22 protein-coding genes and 1 tRNA gene are annotated in these 25990 nt (G+C 71.9%); 12 read left to right on the forward strand and 11 right to left on the reverse strand.

What is annotated here, in order from left to right:
• Positions 1 to 34: 34 nt before the first annotated feature.
• Positions 35 to 1261, reverse strand: a complete 1227-nt coding sequence (serB, locus tag ACWGH4_RS08935) for a phosphoserine phosphatase SerB (protein ID WP_441267242.1) — start codon at positions 1259 to 1261, stop codon at positions 35 to 37.
• Positions 1262 to 1591: 330 nt separating this feature from the next.
• On the opposite strand from serB, the gene ACWGH4_RS08940 reads away from it, so the two are divergent.
• On the forward strand, positions 1592 to 4132 hold the full coding sequence (locus tag ACWGH4_RS08940; RefSeq protein ID WP_453457610.1) for an FHA domain-containing protein: 2541 nt from the start codon (positions 1592 to 1594) through the stop codon (positions 4130 to 4132).
• Between the two features lie 113 nt (positions 4133 to 4245).
• Here ACWGH4_RS08940 and ACWGH4_RS08945 read toward each other — a convergent pair whose 3' ends face one another.
• The 3 genes from ACWGH4_RS08945 to ACWGH4_RS08955 all read right to left on the reverse strand — a co-directional run bounded on the left by ACWGH4_RS08945 (position 4246) and on the right by ACWGH4_RS08955 (position 7027).
• Positions 4246 to 4968, reverse strand: coding sequence for a transglycosylase SLT domain-containing protein (locus ACWGH4_RS08945; RefSeq protein ID WP_453457613.1), 723 nt, complete (start codon positions 4966 to 4968; stop codon positions 4246 to 4248).
• Positions 4969 to 5252: 284 nt separating this feature from the next.
• On the reverse strand, positions 5253 to 6332 hold the full coding sequence (locus ACWGH4_RS08950) for an S-adenosylmethionine:tRNA ribosyltransferase-isomerase (protein ID WP_453457616.1): 1080 nt from the start codon (positions 6330 to 6332) through the stop codon (positions 5253 to 5255).
• Entirely contained in the window at positions 6329 to 7027 is a 699-nt protein-coding gene (locus ACWGH4_RS08955; RefSeq protein ID WP_453457619.1) for an SDR family NAD(P)-dependent oxidoreductase, read from the reverse strand. Before ACWGH4_RS08955 ends, ACWGH4_RS08950 begins: the two co-directional genes overlap by 4 nt.
• A 196-nt stretch (positions 7028 to 7223) precedes the next feature.
• On the opposite strand from ACWGH4_RS08955, the gene ACWGH4_RS08960 reads away from it, so the two are divergent.
• From ACWGH4_RS08960 to ACWGH4_RS08970, 3 genes are all read left to right on the forward strand, one after another.
• Positions 7224 to 8369 (forward strand): GAF domain-containing sensor histidine kinase, encoded by a 1146-nt coding sequence (locus ACWGH4_RS08960; RefSeq protein WP_453457622.1) that lies wholly within the window; start codon positions 7224 to 7226, stop codon positions 8367 to 8369.
• Positions 8362 to 9006, forward strand: coding sequence for a response regulator (locus ACWGH4_RS08965; protein ID WP_453457624.1), 645 nt, complete (start codon positions 8362 to 8364; stop codon positions 9004 to 9006). Before ACWGH4_RS08960 ends, ACWGH4_RS08965 begins: the two co-directional genes overlap by 8 nt.
• Before the next feature lie 139 nt (positions 9007 to 9145).
• Complete coding sequence (locus ACWGH4_RS08970) at positions 9146 to 9394, forward strand: chaplin family protein (RefSeq protein ID WP_441267249.1); 249 nt, start codon at positions 9146 to 9148, stop codon at positions 9392 to 9394.
• A 424-nt stretch (positions 9395 to 9818) separates the two neighbouring features.
• Here the strand turns inward: ACWGH4_RS08970 and ACWGH4_RS08975 are convergent, their stop codons facing one another.
• Positions 9819 to 11315 carry a class I adenylate-forming enzyme family protein gene (locus tag ACWGH4_RS08975; RefSeq protein ID WP_453457627.1) on the reverse strand — a complete coding sequence of 499 codons (1497 nt, stop codon included), beginning with the start codon at positions 11313 to 11315 and terminating at the stop codon, positions 9819 to 9821.
• Positions 11316 to 11446: 131 nt separating this feature from the next.
• On the opposite strand from ACWGH4_RS08975, the gene ACWGH4_RS08980 reads away from it, so the two are divergent.
• The 4 genes from ACWGH4_RS08980 (at position 11447) to ACWGH4_RS08995 (ending at position 15604) form a co-directional block, all read left to right on the forward strand.
• Positions 11447 to 12643 carry an amidohydrolase family protein gene (locus ACWGH4_RS08980; RefSeq protein ID WP_453457630.1) on the forward strand — a complete coding sequence of 399 codons (1197 nt, stop codon included), beginning with the start codon at positions 11447 to 11449 and terminating at the stop codon, positions 12641 to 12643.
• Entirely contained in the window at positions 12643 to 13776 is a 1134-nt protein-coding gene (locus ACWGH4_RS08985; protein ID WP_453457633.1) for an acyl-CoA dehydrogenase family protein, read from the forward strand. The genes ACWGH4_RS08980 and ACWGH4_RS08985 overlap by 1 nt, the downstream gene beginning before the upstream one ends.
• Positions 13776 to 14702, forward strand: coding sequence for an acyl-CoA dehydrogenase family protein (locus ACWGH4_RS08990; protein WP_453457636.1), 927 nt, complete (start codon positions 13776 to 13778; stop codon positions 14700 to 14702). Before ACWGH4_RS08985 ends, ACWGH4_RS08990 begins: the two co-directional genes overlap by 1 nt.
• Before the next feature lie 446 nt (positions 14703 to 15148).
• Positions 15149 to 15604 (forward strand): ATP-binding protein, encoded by a 456-nt coding sequence (locus ACWGH4_RS08995; RefSeq protein ID WP_441265119.1) that lies wholly within the window; start codon positions 15149 to 15151, stop codon positions 15602 to 15604.
• 87 nt (positions 15605 to 15691) lie between these two features.
• Here the strand turns inward: ACWGH4_RS08995 and ACWGH4_RS09000 are convergent, their stop codons facing one another.
• Positions 15692 to 16618, reverse strand: coding sequence for a cyclase family protein (locus ACWGH4_RS09000; RefSeq protein WP_453457640.1), 927 nt, complete (start codon positions 16616 to 16618; stop codon positions 15692 to 15694).
• 83 nt (positions 16619 to 16701) lie between these two features.
• Here ACWGH4_RS09000 and ACWGH4_RS09005 point away from each other — a divergent pair, with 83 nt between their 5' ends.
• The 3 genes from ACWGH4_RS09005 to ACWGH4_RS09015 all read left to right on the forward strand — a co-directional run bounded on the left by ACWGH4_RS09005 (position 16702) and on the right by ACWGH4_RS09015 (position 19073).
• Positions 16702 to 17652 carry an SDR family oxidoreductase gene (locus ACWGH4_RS09005; protein WP_453457642.1) on the forward strand — a complete coding sequence of 317 codons (951 nt, stop codon included), beginning with the start codon at positions 16702 to 16704 and terminating at the stop codon, positions 17650 to 17652.
• Positions 17653 to 17765: 113 nt separating this feature from the next.
• Positions 17766 to 18815, forward strand: a complete 1050-nt coding sequence (locus ACWGH4_RS09010; RefSeq protein ID WP_453457645.1) for an alcohol dehydrogenase catalytic domain-containing protein — start codon at positions 17766 to 17768, stop codon at positions 18813 to 18815.
• Positions 18816 to 18953: 138 nt separating this feature from the next.
• Positions 18954 to 19073 (forward strand) — tRNA-OTHER (locus tag ACWGH4_RS09015).
• A 74-nt stretch (positions 19074 to 19147) separates the two neighbouring features.
• Here the strand turns inward: ACWGH4_RS09015 and ACWGH4_RS09020 are convergent.
• Complete coding sequence (locus tag ACWGH4_RS09020) at positions 19148 to 20134, reverse strand: GlxA family transcriptional regulator (RefSeq protein WP_453457648.1); 987 nt, start codon at positions 20132 to 20134, stop codon at positions 19148 to 19150.
• 72 nt (positions 20135 to 20206) lie between these two features.
• On the opposite strand from ACWGH4_RS09020, the gene ACWGH4_RS09025 reads away from it, so the two are divergent.
• Positions 20207 to 21517, forward strand: a complete 1311-nt coding sequence (locus ACWGH4_RS09025; protein WP_453457651.1) for an MFS transporter — start codon at positions 20207 to 20209, stop codon at positions 21515 to 21517.
• Here the strand turns inward: ACWGH4_RS09025 and ACWGH4_RS09030 are convergent.
• The 4 genes from ACWGH4_RS09030 to ACWGH4_RS09045 all read right to left on the reverse strand — a co-directional run bounded on the left by ACWGH4_RS09030 (position 21514) and on the right by ACWGH4_RS09045 (position 25728).
• Positions 21514 to 22017, reverse strand: coding sequence for a DUF1203 domain-containing protein (locus ACWGH4_RS09030; RefSeq protein WP_453457654.1), 504 nt, complete (start codon positions 22015 to 22017; stop codon positions 21514 to 21516). The two genes, ACWGH4_RS09025 and ACWGH4_RS09030, sit on opposite strands and share 4 nt — an antisense overlap.
• Before the next feature lie 39 nt (positions 22018 to 22056).
• Positions 22057 to 22647, reverse strand: coding sequence for a flavin reductase (locus ACWGH4_RS09035; protein ID WP_441265209.1), 591 nt, complete (start codon positions 22645 to 22647; stop codon positions 22057 to 22059).
• Between the two features lie 67 nt (positions 22648 to 22714).
• Positions 22715 to 23431, reverse strand: a complete 717-nt coding sequence (locus tag ACWGH4_RS09040) for an enoyl-CoA hydratase/isomerase family protein (protein WP_453457660.1) — start codon at positions 23429 to 23431, stop codon at positions 22715 to 22717.
• Positions 23432 to 23496: 65 nt separating this feature from the next.
• A complete protein-coding gene (locus ACWGH4_RS09045) occupies positions 23497 to 25728 on the reverse strand; it encodes an acetate--CoA ligase family protein (RefSeq protein WP_453457657.1) in 2232 nt (743 codons plus the stop codon).
• Positions 25729 to 25990 lie beyond the last annotated feature (262 nt).

Consider the following 25990-nt stretch of genomic DNA (forward strand, 5'->3'; position numbering starts at 1 on the left):
GTGCCGGGGCCCTGCCGTTCCGGTCTCGCGGACGTCAGTGCTCGCCGGTGCCGTCGTCGGCCGCCTCGACCTCTTCGCGGGTGATGCCCAGCAGATAGAGCACCGTGTCGAGGAAGGGCACGTTGACCGCGGTGTGCGCGGCCTTGCGCACGACGGGCTTGGCGTTGAACGCGACGCCGAGACCCGCGGCGTTCAGCATGTCGAGGTCGTTGGCGCCGTCGCCGATCGCTACCGTCTGGGCGAGCGGGACCCCGGCCTCCGCCGCGAAGCGGCGCAGCAGCCGGGCCTTGCCGGCCCGGTCCACGATCTCGCCGACGACCCGGCCGGTGAGCTTCCCGTCCTTGATCTCCAGCGTGTTCGCCGACGCGAAATCGAGCCCGAGGCGCTCCTTGAGGTCGTCGGTGACCTGCGTGAAGCCGCCGGACACGACGCCCACTTGGTAGCCGAGCCGCTTCAGCGTCCGGATCAGGGTCCGTGCACCGGGGGTGAGCCGCACCTCCGTACGCACCTTGTCCACCACGGAGGCGTCGAGGCCCTCCAGCAGCGCCACCCGCGCGTGCAGCGACTGCTCGAAGTCCAGCTCCCCGCGCATCGCCGCGGCGGTCACCTCCGCGACCTGGTCCTCGCAGCCCGCGTGGGCCGCGAAGAGCTCGATGACCTCGTCCTGGATGAGCGTGGAGTCCACGTCCATGACGACCAGCCGCTGCGCGCGCCGGTGCAGTCCGGCGGAGACGACGGCCACGTCGACGCCGATCTCGGCGGCCTCCATCGCCAGCGCCGTCCGCAACGGCGCGGTCTCGACGCCGGAGACCGCGAACTCAACCGCGGTCACCGGATACTTCGCGAGCCGGAAGATGCGGTCGATGTTGCCGCCGGTGCCGGCGATGGTGGCCGCTATGGCCGCGGTCGACTCCGCCGTGAGCGGGTGGCCGAGCACGGTGACGTGCGAACGCCCGCTGCCGCGCGGCCGGTTGTCGCCCGTACCGGAGATGATCTCGGCCTGCAGTTTCAGGGAGTCGGCCCAGCTGTGCACGGTGGCCCGCAGGTCGCCCTCGGTGGCCCCGCCGGCCGTCGGTGCCGTGACGAGCGCGCACAGCACGAGGCGGCCACGGGAGACGACCTGCTCGATGTCGACGACGTCGACGGCGTACGCGGCGAGGGTGTCGAAGAGACCGGCGGTGATCCCCGGGCGGTCCTTCCCGAAGATCTTCACGAGAAGGGTGGGGACATCGGAGTCGGGAGGGGGCTGAGATGCGCTCATGGTGTTACCACCGTATCGGGCGACGGCCGGGAGAAGAGGTTCTGTCCCGCCTGACGGACACCTGAGCGGCCGGCGCACGCCCGTGCGGCCGGGAGCGGCGCATCCGACCGGGATGGCGTGGATTATTCGGTTCGCGCATGATCCGTCACCACTCGTGGGTGATCGTCGCCGCCGCCCCGGTCCCACCGCGTCGGTGAACGTCCCAACTCGGTACCGAACGAGGTCTTCACGCGGCCCGGCTTTCGGATACGGGACCGGGCCTGAAATAGTTCCCCACGATGTTCGCCTTCCCTAGACTCCCGGCGACGGGGGAAGCTCGGGGGACAACTAGTGGGGCATGGAGTGCCGGAACTCGTACTGGAATTGAACGGAAACACCTGGACGCTCGATCCGTCCAGGTCGTACACCCTGGGCCGTGATCCCCAGGGCGATGTGGTGATCGACGACGCCCGGGTCTCGTGGCGGCACGCCACGATCAGCTGGGGCGGGCGCAGTTGGGTCATCGAGGACCACGGCAGCACCAACGGCACGTATGTGCAGGGCCAGCGGATCCACCAGATGGAGATCGGCCCCGGCACAGCGGTGCACCTCGGCAACGCCACCGACGGTCCGCGCCTCGGCCTGAGCGGCGTCGGCGCGGTGGCGGGCGCGGGCGCCTACGCCCAGGGGGCACCGCAGCAGGCCGCGCAGGCGCCGGTGCAGCAGCCGCAGCAGGGCTGGCCGCAGCCGCAGCCGCCGCAGCAGCCCGCGCAGCAGGGCTGGCAGCAGCAGCCTCCGCAGGCGCAGCAGCCGCAGGTCCCGCACCAGCAGGGGGTGCACAGCGCCCAGGGCGGCCCGCCGGTCCACGGCGACCGCAGCCCGACGACGTTCCACCAGCTCTCCCTCGGCCGCGTCATGCGCATCGGCCGTGCGCTCGAGAACGAGCTGGTCGTCTCCGACCTGCAGGTCTCGCGCCACCACGCCGAGTTCACCGCGCACCCCGACGGCCGCTTCGAGATCCGTGACCTCGGCTCCCACAACGGCACCTACGTCAACGGTCAGCCGATCGCCAAGTCCGGCACGGTCCTCATCGGCCCGAACGACATCGTCGGCGTCGGCCACTCCACCTTCCGTATCGTCGGCGGTCAGCTCGAGGAGTTCGTCGACACCGGCGAGGTCTCCTTCTCGGCACGCCACCTCACGGTCACCGTGGACGGTGGCAAGCAGATCCTGCGTGACGTCTCCTTCGGCGTCCCGGAGAAGTCGCTCATCGGTGTCATCGGCCCGTCCGGCTCCGGAAAGTCCACCCTGCTCAAGGCGCTCACCGGCTACCGGCCCGCCAACCAGGGCGACGTCCTCTACGACAACCGCAGCCTCTACAAGCAGTTCGCGGAGCTGCGCCAGCGCATCGGGCTGGTTCCGCAGGACGACATCCTGCACAAGGAACTCACCGTCCGTAAGGCGCTGAAGTACGCGGCCAAGCTCCGCTTCCCCGGCGACACCGCCGAGGCCGAGCGCGAGGCCCGTATCGACGAGGTGCTGCGCGAGCTCAAGCTCGACATCCACAAGGACAAGAAGGTCACCTCGCTCTCCGGCGGCCAGCGCAAGCGCGTGTCGGTCGCCCTCGAGCTGCTGACCAAGCCGTCGCTGATCTTCCTGGACGAGCCGACCTCCGGCCTCGACCCGGGCATGGACCGTGACGTCATGCAGCTGCTGCGCGGCCTGGCGGACGACGGCCGTACGGTCCTCGTCGTCACGCACTCCGTGGCCGAGCTGGGGCTGTGCGACAAGCTCCTGGTGATGGCGCCCGGCGGTTCGGTGGCCTACTTCGGTCCGCCGGAGGAGGCGCTCAACTTCTTCGGCTACAGCACCTGGGCCGACGTGTTCTCCGCGTTCGAGAACTACCGCGACTACGACTGGGCGGGCCGCTGGCGCGGTTCGCAGCACTACCAGATGTACGCGGCGGACATCGACGCCGTCGCCGCCCAGTCCGTGAACATGCCGCCGGCGCAGCAGATGCGTCCGCCGAAGCCGCAGAGCTGGGGATCCCAGCTGTTCACCCTGATCCGCCGCTATGTGTCGGTGATCGTGTCCGACAAGGGCTTCATGGCCCTCATGCTGATCCTTCCGGCGGTGCTGGGCGCGGTGAGCCTGCTCATCGACCCGGACAAGGGTCTGCTGGTGAACCAGAACGCGCAGACCGGCCGGATCATCCCGAACGGCACGGCCACCACGGTGCTGCTGATCCTCGCGGTCGGCGCCTGCTTCGCCGGCGCGGCGAACTCCGTCCGTGAGCTGATCAAGGAGCGGGTGATCTACGAGCGGGAGCGCGCGACCGGTCTGTCTCGCTCCGCGTACCTGATGTCCAAGATCGTCGTCCTGGGCATGATCACCGTGATCCAGGGCGGTCTGGTCGGAGCCATCGGCTTCGCCACCCGTGAGCTCCCGGAAGAGGGTCTGGTCCTCGGCGGGGCGGTCATGCTGGAGCTGTCGCTGCCGATCATGGCTCTCGGCTTCACGTCGATGATGTTCGGTCTGATCATCTCCGCGCTGGTGAAGACCGCCGAGAAGACCATGCCGCTGCTGGTGATGTTCGCGATCATCCAGGTCGTGTTCACCGGCTGCCTGTTCATCTTGCACGGCACCGTCGGCGTCAACGAGTTCTCGTACCTCATGCCGTCGCGCTGGGCGGTCGCGGCCGCCGGTGCCACGCTGGACTTCAACAAGATCAACCCGAACACGGACGACCCGACCAGCACCGACCCCCTGTGGGACCACGAGGCTGCCGCCTGGGGCATGGACATGGCCGCACTGATCGCTCTCGGCGCCCTGTGCGGTGTGCTCGTCGCCCGCTTCCTGCGCCGCCACGAGCCCGAGGTCATGCGCAAGTAACGCACGTCACGCGGTGACAGCACGACGCCGAAGGGCGCACCCTGCGCGGGGTGCGCCCTTCAGCGTCTGTTGATGTCCGCCGGTTTGTGCTGCCGGCTCAGCGCAGCAGTGCCTCAGTAGGCGCTGTTGACGTTGTCCATCGAGCCGTAACGGTCGGCCGCGTAGTTGCAGGCGGCGACGATGTTGGCGACCGGGTCGTACTGGTCCCACGAGGTGCCGGGGACGTGGTAGGCGTCGAAGGTCGGCTTGATGACCTGGAGCAGACCCTTCGAGGGGACACCGTTGATGGCGTTGATGTCCCAGTTGTTGATGGCCCGCGGGTTACCGGAGGACTCCCGCATGATGTTGCGGTGGATGCCCTCGTAGCTGCCGGGGATGTCGTGCTTCTTCATGATCGCCATGGCCTCGCGGATCCACCCGTCCAGGTTGTTCGGGTAGGTCACCTTCGCCGGGCGGGCGGCGGAGCGGCTGGCGGCCTGCTCCTTGGCGCGCTTCTCGGCGGCGGCCTTGGCGGCTGCCTTCTTCTCGGCGGCTGCCTTCTCGGCCTTCGCCTTCGCCTCGGCCTTGGCCTTGGCCTGGGTGGCCTCGAGCTGGGCCTCGAAGGCCGACTTCTGGCTGGTGATGCTCTCGTGGACGGCCGAGATCTGCTTGGCGTCGGCCTTCCACGCGACGGGCGCCGCCGCGGCTGCTGCTTCGGTCCTCACGCCGGCCTCTGCCTCGCCCGACGGGGCGAGCGAGAGCGCGACGGTCGTGGCGGCGACGGCGGCGATGCCGGCCACGGCGGTCTTACGGCTCTTGATTCGGCGGCGGATCTCAGGGGTGATGAACGCGGACATACAGACGTACCTCTTCGAATAGCGGAAAGTCGCTCCAGGCCGGTCGGCTCTGCGCTGTTCGGTAGCGACGTCGGCAATTCTTAGCTGGCGCAAAATCGCGTGGCAAAGGTGTGACGTACGATCCGCGGTAGTGGATCACATGTTCCCAATGTCCGGATTCGCCTGTGCTGTCCGCGCTCAGATGCCCCTTTTGTATCAACTAAAGAGTCTCGTAAGTGATCTGGGCCCTATGCGCGGGCTCACACCGCCCGCGCTCCGCTCTCACTGCCTGTTGCGGCAGCAATTCACCGGGTGAGGGCCTCCGTGGGGAGTACGAGATGGACGTCGCCGAACTCGTGCCAGAGGTACCGCTGCCTCAGCGCCTCGTCGTACGCGCAGGTCAGAGCGTCCCGGCCGGCGATGGCCGCCAGCATCAGCAGATGCGACGCCTCCGGCTCGTGCAGCCCGGTCAGCAGACCGTCCACCGCCCGCACACCGCGTCGCGGCGTCACGACCAGGTCCGTCCAGCCGGAGACGGGACGCACCACTCCCTCGCCGTCCGCCGCCGACTCCAGGGCCCGCACGGCCGTCGTGCCGACCGCCACGATCCGGCCCCCGGCCGCTCGTGCCGCGTTCACCAGCCACGCCGTGGTCGCCGGAACCTCGAAGCGCTCCGGATACGGCGGCTCGTGCGCCTCCGCCGACGCCACACCCGTATGGAGCACCAGTGGCGCGAACTGCACCCCCCGGCTCACCAGGTCCGCCACCGCACCGGGCGTGAAGGGACGGGCGGCGCTCGGCATCTCCGCGGACCCCGAGCCGTCCGGGGAGGGCAGCGCGAAGACCGTCTGATACGCGGACAGGGGCTGGTCCCGCTCCGTGTAGCGGTAGCGGATCGGCCTGCCGTACCGCCCAAGCAGCGTCGGCACGTCAACGGAGGCCCTTGCCCACCACAGCCGCTCGCCGCCCGGCACGAGCGGCGCCTCGAGCACCAGCTCGCCGCCGCCCGGTACCCGTACGACGGCCCCCGCCGGCCCCCCGGCACGCGGAAGGGTGCTGCCCGCGCCATCGGGCCCGCGCAGCTCCACCGCCCAGCGCCCGAGGTCCCCGCGGGTCGAGAAGTGCACCACGACCGCCTCGCCGCCGAGCCGGCCGTCCACGGCGGCCGCCAGCGTGGCCGACGTGTTGACGACCAGCACGTCACCGGCCCGCAACTGGCCCGGCAGGTCGCGGAAACGGTGGTGGGACACCTCCGTACCCCGCGAGACCAGCAGCCGTACGTCGTCCCTGCCCGACCCGCGCTCCTCCGCCGGCACCCGGGCGGACAGCTCCTCCGGCACCCGCAGGGTCTCCAGGACCGTCCCCGCGCGCCGCCCCGCCCTCATCGGGTCTCCAGCAGCGAGGTGGCCTCGTACCGGCCGCTGGCGGGCCGCTCCTCGAGCAGCCGCAGGAAAGCGGGGGCCACGGACCCGGGCGAGGGGCGGGGGTCGTCGTCGTCCGGCACCGCGGCCGCGTACAGGTCCGTCTGCATGTCGCCCGGATCGACGCTCCACACCCGCAGACCCGGCTCCTCCACGGCCAGCACGGCCGCGAGCTGGTCGAGCGCCGCCTTCGAGGCGCCGTAGCCGCCCCAGGTCTCGTACGCCGTGGTCGCTGCGTCCGAGCTGACCGCGACGACGGTGCCGCCCGTCCGCGACGCCCGCAGCAGCGGCAGCGCCTCCCGCACCAGGCCCAGCGGAGCGACCACGTTGGTCTCCAGCGCCGCCCGCAGCCCCCCCGGGGACAGCGCCTCCAGCCGCACCAGCGGCTCGGCGCCCAGCGCGCTCGCGTTGTTCACCAGCAGATCGAGACCGCCGAGCCGCGCGGCCGCCGCCACCAGCTCACCGCGGTGCCCGGCGTCCGTGACATCGCCCGGCACCGCCACGACCCGGGTGCCGTACCGCGCCGCGTGCTCCGCGCTCTCCTTCAGTACGTCCGCGGTCCTGGCACCCAGGACCAGGTCCCAGCCCTGCCGCGCGAGAGCCGCCGCCAGTGCCCGCCCCAGGCCCTTCGACGCTCCGGTGATCACTGCTACCGCCATGGTGCCCATCCCCTTGCCGCGTGCTGTCCGCTGTCGCTGTCCGTATGGATGGACACAACGTAGGAACGCGGCCGGTGCCGCCGCCTCGTGCCCGAGGACCCACTCCACAAGGCACTTCGACCTACGTCCGCGGCCTTAAGCGGATGTGGTCCCCGGACCGATACGGACCGTCACAGCCCGCCGGTACGGTTGATCCATGAGTCACCGACCCGGCTCCGGCCTCGCGGCCGTGAGCACCGCGCTCCTCGCGATGAGCAGGCGCCTCGAGGTGCGCGACGTGCTGAAGACGATCGTGGCCTCGGCGCGCGAACTGCTCGACGCCGAGTACGCGGCGCTGGGCGTGCCCGACGACCACGGAGGCTTCGCCCAGTTCGTCGTCGACGGTGTCAGCGACGCCCAGTGGAAGGCGATAGGACCGCTGCCCCGGCAGCACGGCATCCTCGCGTCGATGCTCCGCGACGCGAAGCCCGAGCGGCTCGCGGACGTCCGCAAGGACCCGCGCTTCGAGGGCTGGCCGTCGGCCCACCCCGACATGTCCGACTTCCTCGGCCTGCCGATCAAGGACGGCGACGAGACCATGGGCGCCCTGTTCCTGGCCAACAAGAGGTGCCCCAAGCCGCAGGGCGGCTGCGGTTTCACGGAGGAGGACGAGGAGCTGCTGGGCATCCTCGCCCAGCACGCCGCGATCGCCCTCACCAACGCCCGCCTCTATGAGCGCAGCCGCGAGCTCACCATCGCGGAGGAGCGCTCCCGCCTCGCACACGAACTGCACGACGCCGTGAGCCAGAAGCTGTTCTCCCTGCGGCTGACCGCTCAGGCCGCCGCCGCGCTCGTGGACCGCGACCCGGCCCGCGCCAAGGGCGAGCTCCAGCAGGTGGCGGCCCTCGCCGCGGAGGCCGCGGACGAGCTGCGGGCCGCCGTCGTGGAGCTGCGCCCCGCCGCCCTCGACGAGGACGGCCTCGTCAACACCCTCCGCACCCAGATACAGGTCCTCGACCGCGCCCACAGTGCCCGCGTCACCTTCGACACCTGCGGGATCAGGGCGCTCCCCGCCGCCCAGGAGGAGGCGCTGCTGAGGGTCGCCCAGGAGGCCCTGCACAACGCGCTGCGCCATTCCGGCGCGGCTCAGGTGGACGTGGCGCTGATCCGCCGGGGCCAGGGCGCCGTCCTCTCCGTCACGGACGACGGCAAGGGCTTCGAGCCCCGGGCGGTCCGCCGGGCCGGACGCCACCTCGGACTCGTCTCCATGCGGGACAGGGCGAGTGGCGTCGGAGGCAGGCTCAAGGTCGAATCGGCGCCCGGCAGGGGCACCACGGTCGAGATGGAGGTCCCCGGTGGCTGACAAGAGGATCCGCGTGCTGCTGGTCGACGACCATCAGGTGGTGCGGCGCGGCCTGCGCACCTTCCTGGAGGTCCAGGACGACATAGAAGTCGTCGGCGAGGCCGGTGACGGCGCGGAGGGCGTCGCCCTCACCGAGGAGCTCAAGCCGGACGTCGTCCTCATGGACGTCAAGATGCCCGGCATGGACGGCATCGACGCCCTGCGGAAGCTGAAGGAACTGGCCAATCCGGCCAAGGTCCTCGTCGTGACCAGCTTCACCGAGCAGCGCACGGTGGTTCCCGCCCTGCGTGCGGGCGCTTCGGGCTACGTGTACAAGGACGTGGACCCGGAGGCGCTGGCCGGTGCCATCCGTTCCGTGCACGCGGGTCATGTGCTGCTCCAGCAGGAGATCGCGGGGGCGCTGCTCTCCGACGGCGATCCGGGCAACGGCACGGGCCGCGGGAGCAGCCTCACCGAGCGGGAGCGCGAGGTACTGGGCCTCATCGCGGACGGACGTTCGAACCGGGAGATCGCGCGGGCGCTGGTCCTCTCGGAGAAGACCGTCAAGACGCATGTCTCGAACATCCTGATGAAGCTGGACGTGGCGGACCGCACGCAGGCGGCGCTGTGGGCGGTGCGGCACGGGGTGACGGACTGAGCGGAGCGTCATACTCCGATCTGAGATTCATACTGTCGGGTGTATGTCACCCACACGGCGCATCCTGATCCACTCGCGGGCGTTCTCCATGGCGTGCTGCGGCGGCCGGCCGCAGCGAGTGCTCAGGAGGAATGACGAAGTGAAGAACCTGAAGAAGGCCGCAGCCCTCACGATGATCGCCGGCAGCCTCGTCGCCGCGGGCGCGGGCGTCGCGTCGGCCACGACCGGCGGCTCGCACGCCTACGGTGAGGCTGCGCACTCGCCGGGCGTCCTCTCGGGCAACCTGGTCCAGGTGCCGGTGCACGTCCCGGTGAACGTGGTGGGCAACACGGTGAACGTGATCGGCCTGCTGAACCCGGCGTTCGGCAACGTCGGCATCAACGGCTGACGCCTCCGAGCTCGACCGCACGGCCCCAGGGCGCAGCCCCTGGGGCCGTGCGGCGTTCCGACCGCGCCGGAACGGCCGGGGGTCTGTTCCCCTCCCCATCCCTGCCCGCTGTATCGATGTGCGGCTCCACCGCGTGGGGGCTCCGCCCGGACCCTGCGCCGCCCCTGCGGGCGGCGGGCGCGGTGCCATCGAACTCCCCCTACGGCTCGGCGGCCGTGGGAGGTGCCCACAGGCGGGCCGACATGTCGCTGCGGGGCATCCAGCCACGCCGCCGACGGAGGCACTCCGGCCTTGCCGGGCAACGTCAGCCCCGCCGGCGTTTGAGGCGCGGGGCTCGGGGCGGAGGCCGGACAGGCCGGGCCGGATGCGCCTCCGAGCGGGCTCCCTCCCGGCCGGGCCGAACCTGGCCGGGCCCGGAAAGTGGTCATGCGTACCGTTCGCGCAATTTGTACTTGAGTACCTTCCGCAACGCCTCGTTGCGAGGAAGGGCGTCCACCACTTCGAGCTGTTCCGGGAGTTTGTGGAGCGCGAGGCCCGTGCCGCGGAGGAAGGCGGTGATGTCCTCCAGTACGGGATCCGCCGTGCCCGGCGTCCGCTCCACGACCGCGCACACCCGCTCGCCGCGCTCCTCGTCCGGCAGGCCGACGACGGCCACGTCGCCGACCGCGGGGTGGCCGTGCAGCAGGTCCTCGATCTCCTTGGCCGAGATGTTCTCGCCCTTGCGGATGATGACGTCCTTGGCCCGCCCTGTGAGCACGAGGTGGCCGGTGTCGGTGAGCAGGCCGAGGTCGCCGGTGATCAGGAAGCCGTCGGCGTCGAAGGCCGCCGCCGTCGCGACGGGGTCGAGGTAGCCCTGGCAGACGGCCTCGCCGCGCAGCCTCACCTCGCCGTCGACGATCCGTATCTCCATGCCGGCGGGCGGTCTGCCCTCGGTCCGGACGAGGTCGTCCTCGCTGTCGTCGGGCGAGCCCATGGTGATCATCGGAACCTCGGTCATGCCGTAGCCGTGGGTGAGCACGCAGCCCATCTCGCGGACGACGGCGCGGTGCAGTTCCGGCGGCTTGGGCGCGCCGCCGCCCGCGAGCAGCCGCAGGGTGGGGATCAGCTTCCGGCCGGGCTGCTTGCGCTGTTCGGCGAGGAACATCGCGTAGAAGGCCGTGGAGCCGCCGGCGACGGTGACGCCGTGCCTGCGGTACTCGTCGAGCGCGTCGGGCAGCGCGAACTTCTCGAAGAGCACCGCGGGGAACCCGTACAGCAGCAGCATCACCAGGTAGTCCGGGCCGCCGATGTGGGCGAACGGGAAGGCGATCGAGCCGATGTCGTCCTCGGAGAGGCGCAGCGCGTGCGCCAGGCACGATCCGCCCGCGATCAGCGAACGGTCGGTGTGCAGCACGCCCTTGGGGTCGGAGGTGGTGCCGGAGGTCCAGTAGATCCAGCGCACGTCCGTGCCGGAGGCGGGCGGTGCCGGCAGTAGGGACGGATCGCCGTCGGGCACGGACGCGTACGCCTCGAAGACGCCGCGGGCGCCGGCCCGCCGGGCCATGGCCGTGAAGTCGAAGCCGCGCCATTCGCCCGGCACGGCGAAGTACGCGGCGTGTGACTCACGGAGCGCGAAGCCGACCTCCCGGTCCCGGTAGAACGGGATGACGGGCGACTGGACCGCGCCGAGGCGGGCGAGCGCCACGGTCAGCAGCACCGTCTCGATCCGGGTGGGCAGCTGCCAGGCGACGACGGTGCCGGGGCGGACGCCCCGCGCGTACAGCCCGGCGGCGGTCCGCTCCGCGCGGTCGCGGAGCTCGCCGAAGGTGAGGGCGCGGTCGTCCTGGAGCAGGACGGGGCGGTGCGGGGTGAGGGCGGCCCGGCGTGCAACGAGTTCCCAGAGGGTGCGGGCCGATCCCAGTGTGTGAGCGGTCTCTTCCATGCCCGGACACCTCCGCGGAAATGGTCTGACGGTGCGTCAGATCGTAGGGTCGCGCGCCTTGTCGGTCCAGGGGTGCGGAGCTAGCCTGAGCGCCATAACTGACGTACCGTCAGGAGCGGAGGAAGGTCCCGATGGAACAGGAACTGCCCCGTATCGTCAGCGTCGACGACCATGTCATCGAACCGGCGCACCTCTTCGAGACCTGGCTCCCCGCCAAGTACCGCGAGCGCGGGCCCAAGCCGCTGACCGCCGGGATCGGCGAGCTCGTCTACGTCGGCGGCAGGTACCGGATCACGATGGACCCGGACGGACCGCCCACCGACTGGTGGGTCTACGAGGACCTGAAGTTCCCGTACAAGCGCAACATCGCGGCCGTCGGCTTCGACCGCGACGAGATGACCCTCGAGGGCATCACCCGGGCGGAGATGCGGCCCGGCTGCTGGGATCCCGCCGAGCGCCTCAAGGACATGGACCTCAACCACGTCGAGGCGTCGCTCTGCTTCCCGACCTTCCCCCGCTTCTGCGGCCAGACCTTCGCGGAGGCCCACGACAAGGAGGTCGCGCTCGCCTGCGTCCGCGCCTACAACGACTGGATGGTCGAGGAGTGGTGCGGCGACAGCGGCGGCCGGCTCGTCCCGCTGTGCATCGTCCCGCTGTGGGACATCGGCCTGGCCGTCGCCGAGATCCGCAGGAACGCGGCGCGCGGCGTGCGCGCCGTCACCTTCTCCGAGATCCCCACCCACCTCGGGCTGCCGTCGATCCACTCGGGCTACTGGGACCCGTTCTTCGCCGTCTGCCAGGACACCGGCACCGTCGTCAACATGCACATCGGCTCGTCGTCCCAGATGCCCGCCGCCTCTCCGGACGCGCCGCCCGCCGTGCAGGCCGCGCTCTCCTTCAACAACGCCATGGCCTCGATGACCGACTTCCTTTTCAGCGGCGTCCTCGTGCGCTTCCCGCGGCTCAAGCTCGCCTACAGCGAGGGGCAGATGGGATGGATCCCGTACGCCCTGGAACGCGCCGACGACGTGTGGGAGGAGCACCGGGCCTGGGGCGGTGTGCGGGACCTGGTCCCCGAACCGCCCTCCACGTACTACTACCGGCAGATCTTCTGCTGCTTCTTCCGCGACAAGCACGGCGTCGCCTCCCTCGACACCGTGGGCCGCGACAACGCCACCTTCGAGACCGACTACCCGCACGTCGACTCGACCTTCCCGCACACCAAGCAGGTCGCCCTCGACCATGTGAAGGACCTGGACGACGAGACCGTGTACAAGCTGATGCGCGGCAATGCCATCCGCATGCTCGGCCTGGACCTGGACACGTAGTGGACCTGGCGTACACCGCCGAGGAGGACGAGTTCCGTGCCCGGCTGCGCGACTGGCTGGCGGACGCGCTGCCCACGCTGCCTCCACCGCCGCCCGCCGGCGACTGGCCGGCGCGGCGGTCCTACGACTGCGCCTGGCAGCGGAGGCTGTACGACGCGGGCTACGGGAACGTGCACTGGGACGCCTCCCCGACCCTCCGGCTGATCTTCCTCGAGGAGACGGAGAAGGCCGGAGCACCCTACGTCGGCGCCAACTTCGTCGGACTGCTGCACGCCGGGCCGACCATCGCCGCGGAGGGCACCCCCGAGCAGAGGGAACGCTGGCTCGGACCCGTCCTGCGCGGCGAGGCGATCTGGTGCCAGGGATTCAGCGAACCGGACGCGGGGAGCGACCTCGCCTCCCTGCGCACCAAGGCCGTCCGCGACGGCGACGCCTACGTCGTCACCGGTCAGAAGATCTGGACCTCGCACGCGGAAGTGGCCGACTGGTGCGAACTGCTCGTACGCACCGACCCCGGCGCACCCCGGCACCGCGGCATCACCTGGCTCGCGATGCGGATGGACGCGCCCGGCGTCACCGTACGGCCGCTGCGCACACTGGCCGGGTCCGCCGAGTTCGCCGAGGTGTTCCTCGACGAGGTCCGCGTGCCCGTCGCCGACCGCGTCGGGGCGGAGAACGACGGCTGGCGCGTCACCATGGTCACGCTGTCCTTCGAGCGCGGCACCGCCTTCGCCGGCGAGGTCGTCGCCTGCCGCCGCACCCTCGGCGAGGTGGCCGCGCGGGCACGTGCGAACGGCTGCTGGGACGATCCGGTGCTGCGCCGCAGACTGGGCAGGCTGCACGCCGAGTTCACGGCGCTGTGGCGGCTCGTGCAGTGGAACGTCAGCGAGGCCGCCGCCACCGGCGGCGTGCCCGGAACCGGCGGCTCCGTCTTCAAGCTCCGCTACTCCCACGCCCGCCAGGAGCTGTACGACGCCGCCGCGGAGGTCCTCGGACCAGGCGCGCTCGACCTGTCGCTGCCCTGGACGCGGGAGCGGCTCTCCTCCCTCTCGTACACCATCGCCGCCGGCACCTCCCAGATCCAGCGGAACATCCTCGCCGAGCGCGTACTCGGCCTGCCGAAAGGGCGCTGATGGACTTCCGGCTCAGCGACGACCAGCGGGCGCTGCGCCGCGGCGTACGGGACCTGCTCGCCGGCCACTTCGGGGGCGAAGCGCTGCGGGCCGCCGTGGACCGCGAGGGCAGGCTCGACCGGAAGCTCTGGCGCGAACTGGGCGACGCGGGGTTCTTCGCGCTCCGGATGCCGGAGGACGCCGGCGGCGCCGGCGGCGGCCTCCCGGAGGCGGTGCTGGTCTTCGAGGAGGCGGGCCGGGCGCTGCTGCCGGGACCGCTGGTGGCGACGCATCTGGCGGCGGGCCATGTGCCGGGAGCGGCCGACGGCACGGTGGTCGTCACCTCCGTATCCGAACTCCCCTCCCTCGTACAGCACTTCGAGAACGCCGACACCGTCGTCGCGTTCACGTCCGACGGCGTGCCGCACACGGTGGACGCCTCGGCAGCGGTCGCCGTGCGGTCACTGGACCCGCTCACACCCCTGCACCGCCTTCCACACCCCCGCGCGCCCCTGGCGCCCGGTCCGGGGACGGGGGCGGCCGTGCTTCTCACGGCCGCGGAGCAGTTGGGCAGCGCCGCCCGCAGCACCGAGGAGGCGGTGCGCCACGCGAAGGGAAGGGTGCAGTTCGGGCAGCCGGTCGGCGGCTTCCAGGCCGTGGGGCACCTGTGCGCGGAGATGCTCGTCCGCACGGAGGTCGCGCGGGCCGCCGTCTACGCGGCGGCCGTCAGCGGGGACCCGGCGGAGATCGCCGGCGCCAAACTGCTCGCCGACGAGGCGGCGGTGCGCGGCGCCAAGGACTGCCTCCAGGTGTTCGGCGGCATGGGCTTCACCTGGGAGTCGGACGTGCACCTCCACCTCAAACGCGCCCTGGTGCGGGCCCGGATGTGGCTGACGACGGCCCGGGCGGAGGAGATCCAGGCGCAGGCTTTGGCCTCGGCACTCTGAAGCGTCACCGTGCGTCGATATCGGGTTGTGTCCTTCGGAGGACTCGTCACTGGGTGGAGTCGGGGCGCCACTCCGGTACTCTCCGTGGGATGAGAGTCGCTGCGATGACGGGGTCTCACGGTGTCGCCGGTCAGGCGGTCCCGAGCCCGTCGGTGCGCACTGTCCGGGGCGGTCTCTCGCAGTCGTCGGGCCGCAGGTGGGGGCCCCTCCGGCGGTCGGCAGGCGGTAGGCGGGCCGGGTTGCGAATGCGTTCTGCGGCCTTGCGTTCGACTCTCCGGGACGCGGGTCGCACAGTATGCACCATGCGTACTCCTTCACGCTGGAATATGCCCGAAGCGCTTGTTGCGGTGACTGACAGTCAATCATGCTGTGCTGTAAGGGAATCACATTCCGTTATGGCTGTGAGGCGCGAGGCTATGTGTCCGCCGGTTCGGGTGGTGTGAGCGGTGCAGGTGCTTCAGGTGCAGTTGGAGATCGGATCCGACCCTTCGGAGGTGGGGCGGGCTCGAAGATGGGCCCGGTCGCGGCTCCTCAAGTCCGGCATGGGAGACGACGAGCCACTGGCGGAGACGTTGATCCTGCTGATCTCGGAGCTCGTCACCAACGCCGTGGTGCACACCGGGTGTCCGGCCGTGCTGCGGATGCTGTTCGGCGCCGGCACCGCGGAGGCGGGGACGGTCAGGGTCGAGGTCGCCGACGTCAGTGCCTGCCCGCCGAGACCGCGGCACGCGCAGGGCGAGGACACCGGCGGACGCGGCCTGGAGCTCGTCGACGGCCTCGCGGACCGCTGGGGCTGGCAGCGGGAGGGCGCGGGCAAGTCCATCTGGTGCGAGGTGGACCGCGACCTGCCGGCGGACACCGCACGGCTGGCCGGCCCGCCGGTCGCCGCGCGCGGAGCCTGACCGCCGCCCGCGGGCGCCGGGGCGGAGCCATCGCCCGCGCGTACCGGCGTGCGGCGTCCGATCCCGCTGCCGGATGCGGGAGTGGCGTCAGAGTACGGCCACCGGTGCGACCGGCGTGCCGGTCCCGCCGACGAACGGCTCCGCCATCGCCGACAGCAGGAACGCGTACCGCCGCTCTTGTGCACAGGCTGTGGACAGTTCCTCCAGATTCCAGTTCTGGCCCTGCATCATGCCCATCTCCACGAGGTCGAGCGCGTGCACCGCGAGCCACAGGTTCTCGATCTCCGGCGGGAAGATCTCGAAGGTGAGGGTGTCGTTCGCGACGGCGGCGACGTCGCGGGCGTGGAACCACTCGGGGGTGCGCACCGACAGGCCGGGCGAAGGGAACGCGTAACCGTGCCGGTCGCCCTCCAGGCACAGCCGCACCTGCCCCGTCCGCACGAGGACGATGTCGCCGGCGCGGACGGTGACCCGGCCGTACTCCGCGGCCTCCTCCAGGTCCTCCGGCGTGACGGCGTGGTCGACGGCCAGCCGGTCCAGCCCCTTCGCCCGTGCCACGTCCAGCAGTACGCCCCGTGAGACCACGGGCGTGGCCTTGTCGATGCCGCTGAAGCGGGCGCGGTCGTGCGGCGTGATCGTGTCGGCCGGGCGGCCGTTGTAGATGCGGCCCGAGTGCGAGACATGGGTCAGGGCGTCCCAGTGTGTGGCCGCCTGGAGCCCCATCGTCACGGTGTCGTCGCTGGTGGCGATCGTCCCGGGCCCGAAGAGCTCCTGGTTGATCTGGACCATCGTGTGCAGCGGGTTCACCCGGCCCGGGATGACGCCGGTCTGCACACCGTCCTGCCGGAGGGGGAGCGCGAGCGGCACGCGCCGGCCGCTGCGCACCGTGGCGGCGGCGTTCCTGACCACCTCGCCGGTGATCAGGTTCAGGGTGCCGATCTCGTCGTCCGCACCCCAGCGCCCCCAGTTGTTGACGCGTTTCGCGATGTCGTGGAACGCGGCCGGCAATGACATCTGGCCTCCCGGGGCTTGTGCTCGTGCGGCGGACCGAGCCTAAAATCTAACGGTCCGTCAGAAACCGCGGGAAGGGGCCGGTCGTGGGGAACTTCTTGGCAGGCAGGGCCGTCGCCGTGACCGGGGCGGGCCGTGGCATCGGGCGCGCGGTGGCGCTCGCCTGCGCGGCAGAGGGGGCGAAGGTCGTCGTCAACGACCACGGCGTCTCGATCGACGGCTCCTCGCCCACGTCGGCCGTGGCCGAGGGCGTCGTGAAGGAGATCGAGGCCGCCGGCGGCACGGCCGTCGCCGTGGCCGACGACATCGCGACGATGGCGGGCGGGGCACGGGTCGTGGACGTGGCGCTCGCCGAGTACGGACGGCTCGACGGCGTCGTCTGCGTCGCCGGCATCCTGCGCGAACGGATGCTGTTCAACATGTCGGAGGACGAGTGGGACCCGGTCCTCGCCACCCACCTCAAAGGCACCTTCACGGTCTTCCGCGCCGCGTCGGCGGTGATGCGGGCCCAGAGGTCCGGCACCCTGATCGGCTTCACCAGCGGCAGCCACCAGGGCAGCGTGTCGCAGGCCAACTACTCCGCCGCCAAGGGAGGCGTCATCTCGCTGGTCCGCAGTGCGGCGCTCGGTCTCCACAAGTACGGGGTCACGGCCAACGCGGTGGCCCCGGTGGCCCGTACCCGCATGTCGGGAGGCGTCCCCATGGAGCTCAAGGAGATCGGCGACCCCGAGGACGTCGCCGCCCTCGTCGTCTACCTGCTCTCCGAGCGGGCCCGCGCCGAGCGGATCACCGGGCAGGTCTACACGATCGCCGGCCCCAAGATCGCGGTCTGGGCGCAGCCGAGGGAGCTGCGGGCCGCCTACGGGGAAGGGCCCTGGACCCCCGACCGGATAGCCGACTTCCTCCCCGGCACGGTCGGCACCGACCCGATGCCGCTGCTGGAGCGGCTCGACGCGCCCCGTGGGGGCGGCACCGCCCCCGCCGACACCGTCCCCGCCGACACCGTCCGGCGCCCCGGCGCCCGGCCCCAGGACTGAGCCGCCGCCGTGGAACTCACCACCTCCCGGGCCGGCACGATCCACGGCGGCTCGGACGAGAGCCGGTGGAACACCGTCGCCGAGCGGATGCTCGGCCTGCCGAAGGAGCCGTGATGAGAGGTGTCGTGTTCGACGGTGAACAGGCCGAGGTCGTCACGGACCTGGACGTACGGGACCCGGGGCCGGGTGAGGTCGCCGTCGACATCGCGGCAGCCGGGCTATGCCACAGCGACCTCTCGGTGATTGACGGGACGATCCCCTTCCCCGTGCCGGTGGTGCTCGGCCACGAAGGCGCCGGCGTCGTCGCGGCGGTCGGCCACGGGGTCGGCCATGTGGCCCCCGGCGACCATGTCGCGCTGTCCACCCTCGCCAACTGCGGCGCCTGCGCCGACTGCGACCGCGGGCGCCCCACCATGTGCCGCCGGGCGATCGGCCGTCCGGACCGTCCCTTCTCCCGGGCCGGCACGCCGCTGTTCCAGTTCGCCTCCAACTCCGCTTTCGCGGAGCGCACGGTCGTCAAGGCCGTGCAGGCCGTGAGGATTCCCGCGGACATCCCCCTCACCTCGGCCGCGCTCATCGGCTGCGGCGTCCTGACCGGTGTCGGAGCCGTGCTCAACCGGGCCGAGGTGCAGCGAGGTGACACCGTCGTCGTCATCGGCACCGGCGGCGTCGGGCTCAACGTCCTCCAGGGCGCCAGGATCGCCGGTGCCTCCGCGATCCTCGCCGTCGACACCAATCCGGCGAAGGAGGCCGTGGCACGGCAGTTCGGCGCGACGCACTTCCTCGGGTCGGCCGACGGCGTGCGCGACATCCTGCCGACCGGCGCGGACCATGTCTTCGAGTGCGTCGGCAGCGCCGCGCTCGTGCGGCGGGCGATCGAACTGCTCGACCGGCGCGGCCAGGCGATCCTGCTCGGGATGCCCGCCCCGACGGCAGAGGCGTCCTTCCTGCCCGCGTCGATGTTCCTGGACAAGTCGGTGCTCGGCTGCCGTTACGGCTCCTCCCGTCCGCAGCACGACATCGCGCTCTACGCCGGTCTGTACCGCCGGGGCGGCCTGCTGCTCGACGAACTGGTTACCGCGACCTACCCCGTCGAGGACTTCGCCAAGGCGGCGGAGGACGCGAGGCAGGGCCGCGTGGCGCGCGGTGTGTTGACGTTCTGAGTCCCCGAGGTACGGGGGCCCAGGGCTTGTCGCGAAGTCGCGGTCATCATCGACTGGCGCGGCACTGAAGGGTGGCCCCGGCCGGGCCGCCGACCGTAGGCTCACGGGACCGGGGCCGCGCGCGGCCCCACAGGTCCCGGGGCCGTGGCAGAGCGGCCCATTGCGATCGGCGTGGGGGAGGCCCTTCCCACGCCGACTGACGGGGTAAGGGGCGGGCCTGCCCCTCCCTGTCCGCGGGTTCGAATCCCGCCGGCTCCGTGACCGCCCGGCCCGGGTCCGCACGCCCGGCCCGGTGTCCACGCCCTGTGCTTCCCGCCCCGCCCCGCCAGGCGTCAGGCGCTGCCCGCGCTCGCGCGGAAGGTGCGCCGGTACACCGTGGGCGGGACGCCGAGCGCAGCCTGGAGATGCTGGCGCATCGACTGGGCCGTGCCGAAACCCGCGTCCCGCGCCACCTGGTCCACCGACAGGTCCGTGGACTCCAGCAGATGCCGGGCCCGTTCCACCCGTTGCTGGGTGAGCCACTGCCCCGGACTGATGCCGACCTCCTCGCGGAAGCGGCGGGTGAAGGTCCGCACGGACATCGATTCCTGGTCGGCCAGGTCCCGCAGTTGCAGCGGCTCGTGCAGCCGGTCGAGCGCCCAGGCGCGGGCGGCCGTGGTGGTCGCCAACTGCGGTTCCGGAACGGGCCGGTGGATGTACTGGGCCTGGCCGCCGTCCCGGTGCGGCGGTACGACGGTCCGGCGCGCCACCTCGTTGGCGACGGCGGCGCCGTGGTCGCGGCGCACGATGTGCAGGCAGAGGTCGAGTCCGGCCGCGACCCCCGCCGATGTGAGCACGTCGCCGTCGTCGATGAACAGGACGTCCGCGTCGACCTTGACGGAGGGGAACATCCGCTGGAAGTGCTCGGCCGCCGACCAGTGCGTGGTGGCGGGGCGGCCGTCGAGATACCCGGCGGCGGCGAGTACGTATCCGCCGGTGCAGATGGACACCATGCGGGTGCCGGGCCGGATGTGCGCGAGGGCGGCCGCCAGATCGTCGGGGAGCCGGCCCTCGTCGTAGACCGGCCCCAGCTCGTACGACGCCGGGACGACGACCGTGTCCGCGGTGGCCAGCGCCTCCGGCCCGTGCTCGACGTTCACGGCGAAGTCGGCGTCCGTCAGGACCGGCCCCGGCCTGATGCCGCAGGTGACGATGTCGTACAGGGTGTTGCCCGCGGCGTCCTTGGCCCGGCCGAAGATCCGGTGCGGGATGCCGAGCTCGAAGGGGAGCAGGCCGTGCAGCGCCAGGACCACGATCCGGTGCCTCTTCGCGGCAGTCATGGCCCGATCCTATCGAATGCTGTCCTCCGGGCCACTCGTTGTGGACGGACCCCGGACCGGAAGCTGGGTGACGTGACCCAGACAACCGCGCACAGCACCGGCTCCGAGCAGCCGCTTCGCCGCCCGCCCCGTATCCACCGCGCCTGGTTCGTCGCGGCCGTCACCTTCGTGACGATCATCGGCGCCGCGGCTTTCGCGTCCCTGCCGGGTCTGCTGATCGAGCCGCTGCACGAAGACTTCGGATGGTCGCGGGGCACCATCGGCTTCGCCGTGTCGGTCAACCTGGCCCTGTACGGGCTGACCGCGCCGTTCGCCGCGGCCCTGATGGACCGCTTCGGCATCCGCCGGGTCGTCGCCGTCGCGCTGAGTGTGATCGCGATCGGGTCGGCGCTGACGGTGACGATGACCGCGGCCTGGCAACTGGTCCTGTACTGGGGCGTCCTCGTCGGTCTGGGCTCAGGCTCCATGGCGCTCGCGTTCGCCGCGACGGTCACCAACCGGTGGTTCGTGCAGCGCCGCGGGCTGGTCACCGGCATCCTCACCGCGGCGGGCGCGTCCGGGCAGCTCGTCTTCCTGCCGCTGCTGGCCTGGCTGGTCGAGAACCACCGCTGGGAGCCCGCCTCCATCACCGTCGCGCTCTCGGCGCTGGCCGTCGTCCCCTTCGTCTGGCTGCTGCTGCGTGACCACCCGGCCGATGTGGGCCTCGCCGCGTACGGCGCCGAGGGCTTCACGCCCAAGCCAGAACCGGTTCCCGGCGCGGCGCGCAGGGCGCTCACCGTTCTCTTCCGGGCCGCCCGCACCGGTCCGTTCTGGCTGTTGGCCGGCACCTTCGCGATCTGCGGCGCCTCGACGAACGGCCTGGTCAAGACACACTTCGTACCCGCGGCGCACGACCACGGCATGCCGATCACCGCTGCCGCGTCGCTGCTCGCCGTGATCGGTGTCTTCGACATCGTCGGCACGATCGCGTCCGGCTGGTTCACCGACCGCTTCGAGGCGCGCCGCCTCCTCGCCGTGTACTACGCGCTGCGCGGCGTCTCGCTGCTCTTCCTGCCCATGCTGCTGGCGCCGTCGGTCGACCCGCCGATGGTCTTCTTCATCGTCTTCTACGGGCTCGACTGGGTCGCCACCGTGCCTCCGACGATCGCCCTGTGCCGCGAGCACTACGGCGACGACAGCGCGATCGTCTTCGGCTGGGTACTGGCCTCCCACCAGGTCGGCGCGGCGGTCGTCGCCTTCGCGGGCGGCGTCGCCCGCGATGTCTTCGGCTCGTACGACGTGGTCTGGTACGCCTCCGGCGCCCTGTGCGCGGCGGCGGCCCTGATGGCGCTCGTCATCCGCCGCAAGCCGCTCCCGAAGGTGGTCCCGGCCGTCACGCCCTAGCAACGGCGGATCTCGACCATGAAGCACCCGAACTCCACGGCCCGCACGTGCACCAGCGCCACCGCCGGATCAGTGAAGACGTCCCGAAGGACGCCGTCCACCTCGGCGGCCCGCTCCCGGGGAAGCTGGACCAGCGTCCCGCCGAGGATGCGCCCGCCGGCGTCGTACGCGCGCAGCACCCTGCGCGGGCCGTGGAGCCCGACCGGGTAACCGGGCCCGGACGTCTGCCCCGCGCACTCCTCCGCGTGGACGAAGACGGGCCCGCACTCGTCGTACGGTCCCGGCTCCGCGCCGGTCCCGGCCGCCCAGCGGCGCAGAGGTGCGTACGCGACGAGCGCGATGCGCTCGCCCGCCTCGCTGTGCCGCAGGCAGCAGCGGAGCGGGGCGCCGCCCTGCGGGTCGACGGCGGGGCGCGGGACGAGTCCCGCGTCGTCACGTTCCCGCAGCTGCTTCAGGACGGTGGGATCGATGGCGAGGGATTGGTAGGTCGTCGTGGTCATGCGACCAGCATCCGCGGCGGGACCGGCCTGCACCGGCGGCTATCGGACGTCGAACCGCCCGAACCGCCCGCGGTGGAACAGCAGTGGCGCGCCGTCCTCCTCGGCGTCCAGTGCCGCCACCCGTCCGACGACGAGAAGGTGGTCGCCGCCGGTGTGCACGGCCTGGACGGTGCAGTCGATCCAGGCGGGCGCACCGTCAAGCAGCGGCGCGCCGGTGACGGGCGCCGGCCGGTACGCGACCCCCGCGAACTTGTCCGCCCCGCTCACGGCGAAGCCCCGGCACAGCGCGCCCTGGTCCTCGCCGAGGATGTTGACGCAGAAGCCTCCGGCGCGGGCGATCCGCGGCCAGGTCGTGGACGTGCGCCCCACCATGAAGACGACGAGCGGCGGATCGAGCGACAGCGAAGCGAACGACTGGCAGGCGAACCCCGCCGGCCCGTCCTCACCGGCCGCCGTCACGACGGTCACCCCGCTGGCGAAGTGCCCCAGCACCCGCCGGAACTCCTCCCTGCCGACGGGCACCCGTTCGTCCTCCCCGACGGCTCGCAGCACGGGCGCGGACAGCGCCTCGTACGCCCCGACGGTGGGCGCACCGGCGGAACGGAGGTAGCGAACGGCGGTGGCGGCCATGGCGGCGTGTCCCATCACGCCTCCATTGAAACTGACGGAGCGTCAGAACAGAACCCCCAGGGCGGCGCTACCGCCCCTCGAAACGCGCCGCCCTGCGCTCCACGAAGCTCGCCACGCCCTCCTGGGCGTCGCGGGTGGTCATGTTGAGTTCCTGGGACACGGCCTCCGCGGCGAAGGACGTGGCGCGGTCCGCGTCCAGGGAGGTGTTCACCAGGTGCTTGGTCAGGGCGAGCGCCCGGGTGGGGCCGGCGGCCAGGCGGGCCGCCCACTCGCGGGCCGTCCGCTCCAGATCCGCCGCGGGGACGACCCGGTTGACGAGGCCCATGCGCAGCGCCTCCGGCGCGGGGAGGGCGTCCCCGAAGAACATCAGTTCCTTCGCGCGCTGCGGACCGATCAGGCGCGGCAGCAGATACGCACCGCCGCCGTCCGGCACCAGCCCCCGGCGTACGAACACCTCGATGAAGTGGGCCTCTTCCGCCGCCAGGACCAGGTCGCAGGCGAAGGCCAGATGCGCGCCGATGCCGGCCGCCGTGCCGTTGACCGCCGCGAGCACCGGCTTCTCGCAGTCCAGCACCGCCCCGATCAGCCGTTGCGCGCCGAGCCGGATGGTCCGGGCGATGTCCCCCGGGACGTGTTCACGCGGGGGCGCCCCACGAAGGTCCGCGCCCGCGCAGAAGCCCCGCCCCGTCGCCGTGACGACGACGGCGCGCACCGCCGGGTCGGACGAGGCGGCGGCGAGCAGGTCGATGATCCGCTCCCGCTGCTCCCAGGTGAGGGCGTTCATCACCTCCGGGCGGTCGAGGGTGATCCAGGTGACGCCGCCCGACAAGGCGTGCCGCACGTCAGGGCTCACCGGCACACCGCCAGCGCGTCCAGCGCCACCGCGCCCTGCCCGCGGGGCAGCACCATCAGCGGGTTGACGTCCAGTTCCGCGAGCTGGTCGCCCAGTTCGAGCGCCATCCGCTGCACCCGCAGGATCACCTCGACGAGCGCGTCCACGTCCACCGGCGGGCCGCCTCGTACGCCTTCGAACAGCGCCCGGCCGCGCAGTTCGCCCAGCATGGCCCGCGCCTGGTCCTCGCCGAAGGGCGGGACGCGTACGGCGGTGTCGTGCAGCACTTCGACCAGCACCCCGCCGAGGCCGACGGTCACGGTGGGGCCGAACAGCTCGTCCGGCGAGACCCCGACGACCATCTCGACGCCCCGCTCCACCATCTGGCACACCAGCACGCCGTCGAGGTCCACGCCCTCGTAGCGGGCGATGTCGGTGAGCTCGCGGTAGCTGTCGCGCACCTGGCTCGCCGAGGTGAGGCCGATCTTGACGAGGCCCAGCTCGGTCTTGTGCGCGAGCTGCGGCGCCGACGCCTTCATCACGACCGGGTAGCCGACCAGGGCCGCCGCCCGTACCGACGCCGCGGCGCTGGTCACCAGCTGTTCGCGGGGCACGCGGATCCCGTAGGCCCGCAGCAGTTGCTTCGCCGCGTGCTCGCTGAGCTGCTCGCCGGGCCGCATCAGCGCCTGCGCCTTGCGGTACGACGGGGAGGGGGTGCGCGGCGCCTCGTCGAACGGGGAGCGGTAGCGGGCCGTGAACCGGTGGTGGGACAGATGGGCGCGCACGGCGGTGATGCAGTTGGAGAAGGTGCGGAAGGTGGCGACACGGGAGGAGCCGAGCAGCGTGGTCCGGTACGCCTCCTCCGTGCCGGCCGGTGACCCCCACACCACGCACACCAGCTTGTCGGTGGCCTCCGCCGCGTCCACCAGGTCCTGGGTCAGCCGGTCGCTCATCGGCGGGAAGGGGCCGGTGATCGGGCAGATCAGCACGTCCACGTCGGGGTCGGCGAGGATCGCGTCGATGATCTTGCGGCCGCGGTGGTCGCCCACCGGGTGTCCGCCGTTGTCGATGGGGTTGGAGACGTTCAGGTAGGGCGGTATCCACTGGTGCAGTTCGGCCTGCCGGGCGTCGCTCAGCCGGGGGATCCGCAGTCCCGCCGCGGTCGCCAGGTCCGCGAAGTGCGCGCCGGTGCCGCCGGAGATCGAGTAGACGGCGACACCGTCGCCGACCGGGCGCCGCGCACGTGCCAGCAGCGCCGCGGTGTCCTGGAGTTCGTCGAGCCCGTCGACGCGGATGACGCCGAACTGCCGCATCGCCGCGTCCACGACCTGGTCGCTGCCGGTGAGTTTGCCGGTGTGCGACGCGGCCGTCCGTGCGCCGGTGTCGGTGCGGCCGACCTTGACTGCGACGACCGGCACCCCGCGCCGGGCCGCCCGGTCGGCGGCGAGCAGGAAGGAGCGCCCGTCCTTCAGTCCCTCCACGTAGCAGGCGATGGAGCCGACCTCCGGGCGTTCGGCGAAGTACGAGATGAAGTCGGCGGTCTCGAGGTCGGCCTCGTTGCCGGTGGGCGCCCAGTGGGACAGCCGTACGCCGAGTTCCTGCATGGTGAACACGGGCCGGCCCTGGTGGCCGGACTGGGTGATGAGCGCGATCGCCGGCCCTTCGAGGTCGTCGCGGAACGTCTCGAAGGCGTTGAGATTGGTGTTGGGGCCGAGCAGCCGTACGCCCGCGCGCTCCACGGCCGCCGCGAGCCGCGCCTGTGCGGCGGCGCCCTGGTCGCCGGTCTCCGCGTACCCGGAGGCGAACGCGACGGCGAAGGGCACCTTGGCCTCGCCGAGTTGGGGGATCAGCGGGAGCGGGTCGCGGACGAGCAGTACGGCGAGATCGACGGGGCCGGGCAGATCGGCGACGGAGGGTACGCAGTCGAGGCCGAAGACGGAGGTCCGGGTGGGGTGCACGGGGTGCAGGCGGGCGCCGACGCGGGCGGCCCAGCCGACGAGTTGGCGGGTGATGCCGGTGTTGGGCCTGCCCTCGGCGTCCGAGGCCCCGACGACCGCGACGGAGGAGGGGCGGAAGAACCGGTCCAGGTCGGGCACCGGCGCGTGCAGGGGCCGGCCGCTCACATCGAGGTCGCCTGCGGACGCGGTGGGTCCGGCGGCTTCGTGGACGGCGTTTCCGGGGCGGTCGCCGCAGGCGACGACGCGCGCGCGAAGGTCGGAGGTGAGGGTGCCGTGAGTTGATCCGAGCATCGCTGGTCTCCGCTCCTGCTCGATGGCCGAGCTGCCCGGCCGGTTAACTGACGCATAGTCAGGTTAGCGAACTGACTGGTAGTCAGGAACCGTCGTGCGGCGCTTGAACGTGTCCGCCCCGTACGTCACGGTTGGCGCGTCGCGCCGCTTCGGGGTGCCCGGGGAGCGGGCAGGGGGTGCCTGCCCCGACCGGGGGCGCCGCGCCTCGATCTCCCTGTGGCCTGGGGTACTCCCATGGCCGCCAGGCCGCAGGGGGAGGTCG

This window comes from Streptomyces sp. NPDC054847 (assembly GCF_053610925.1).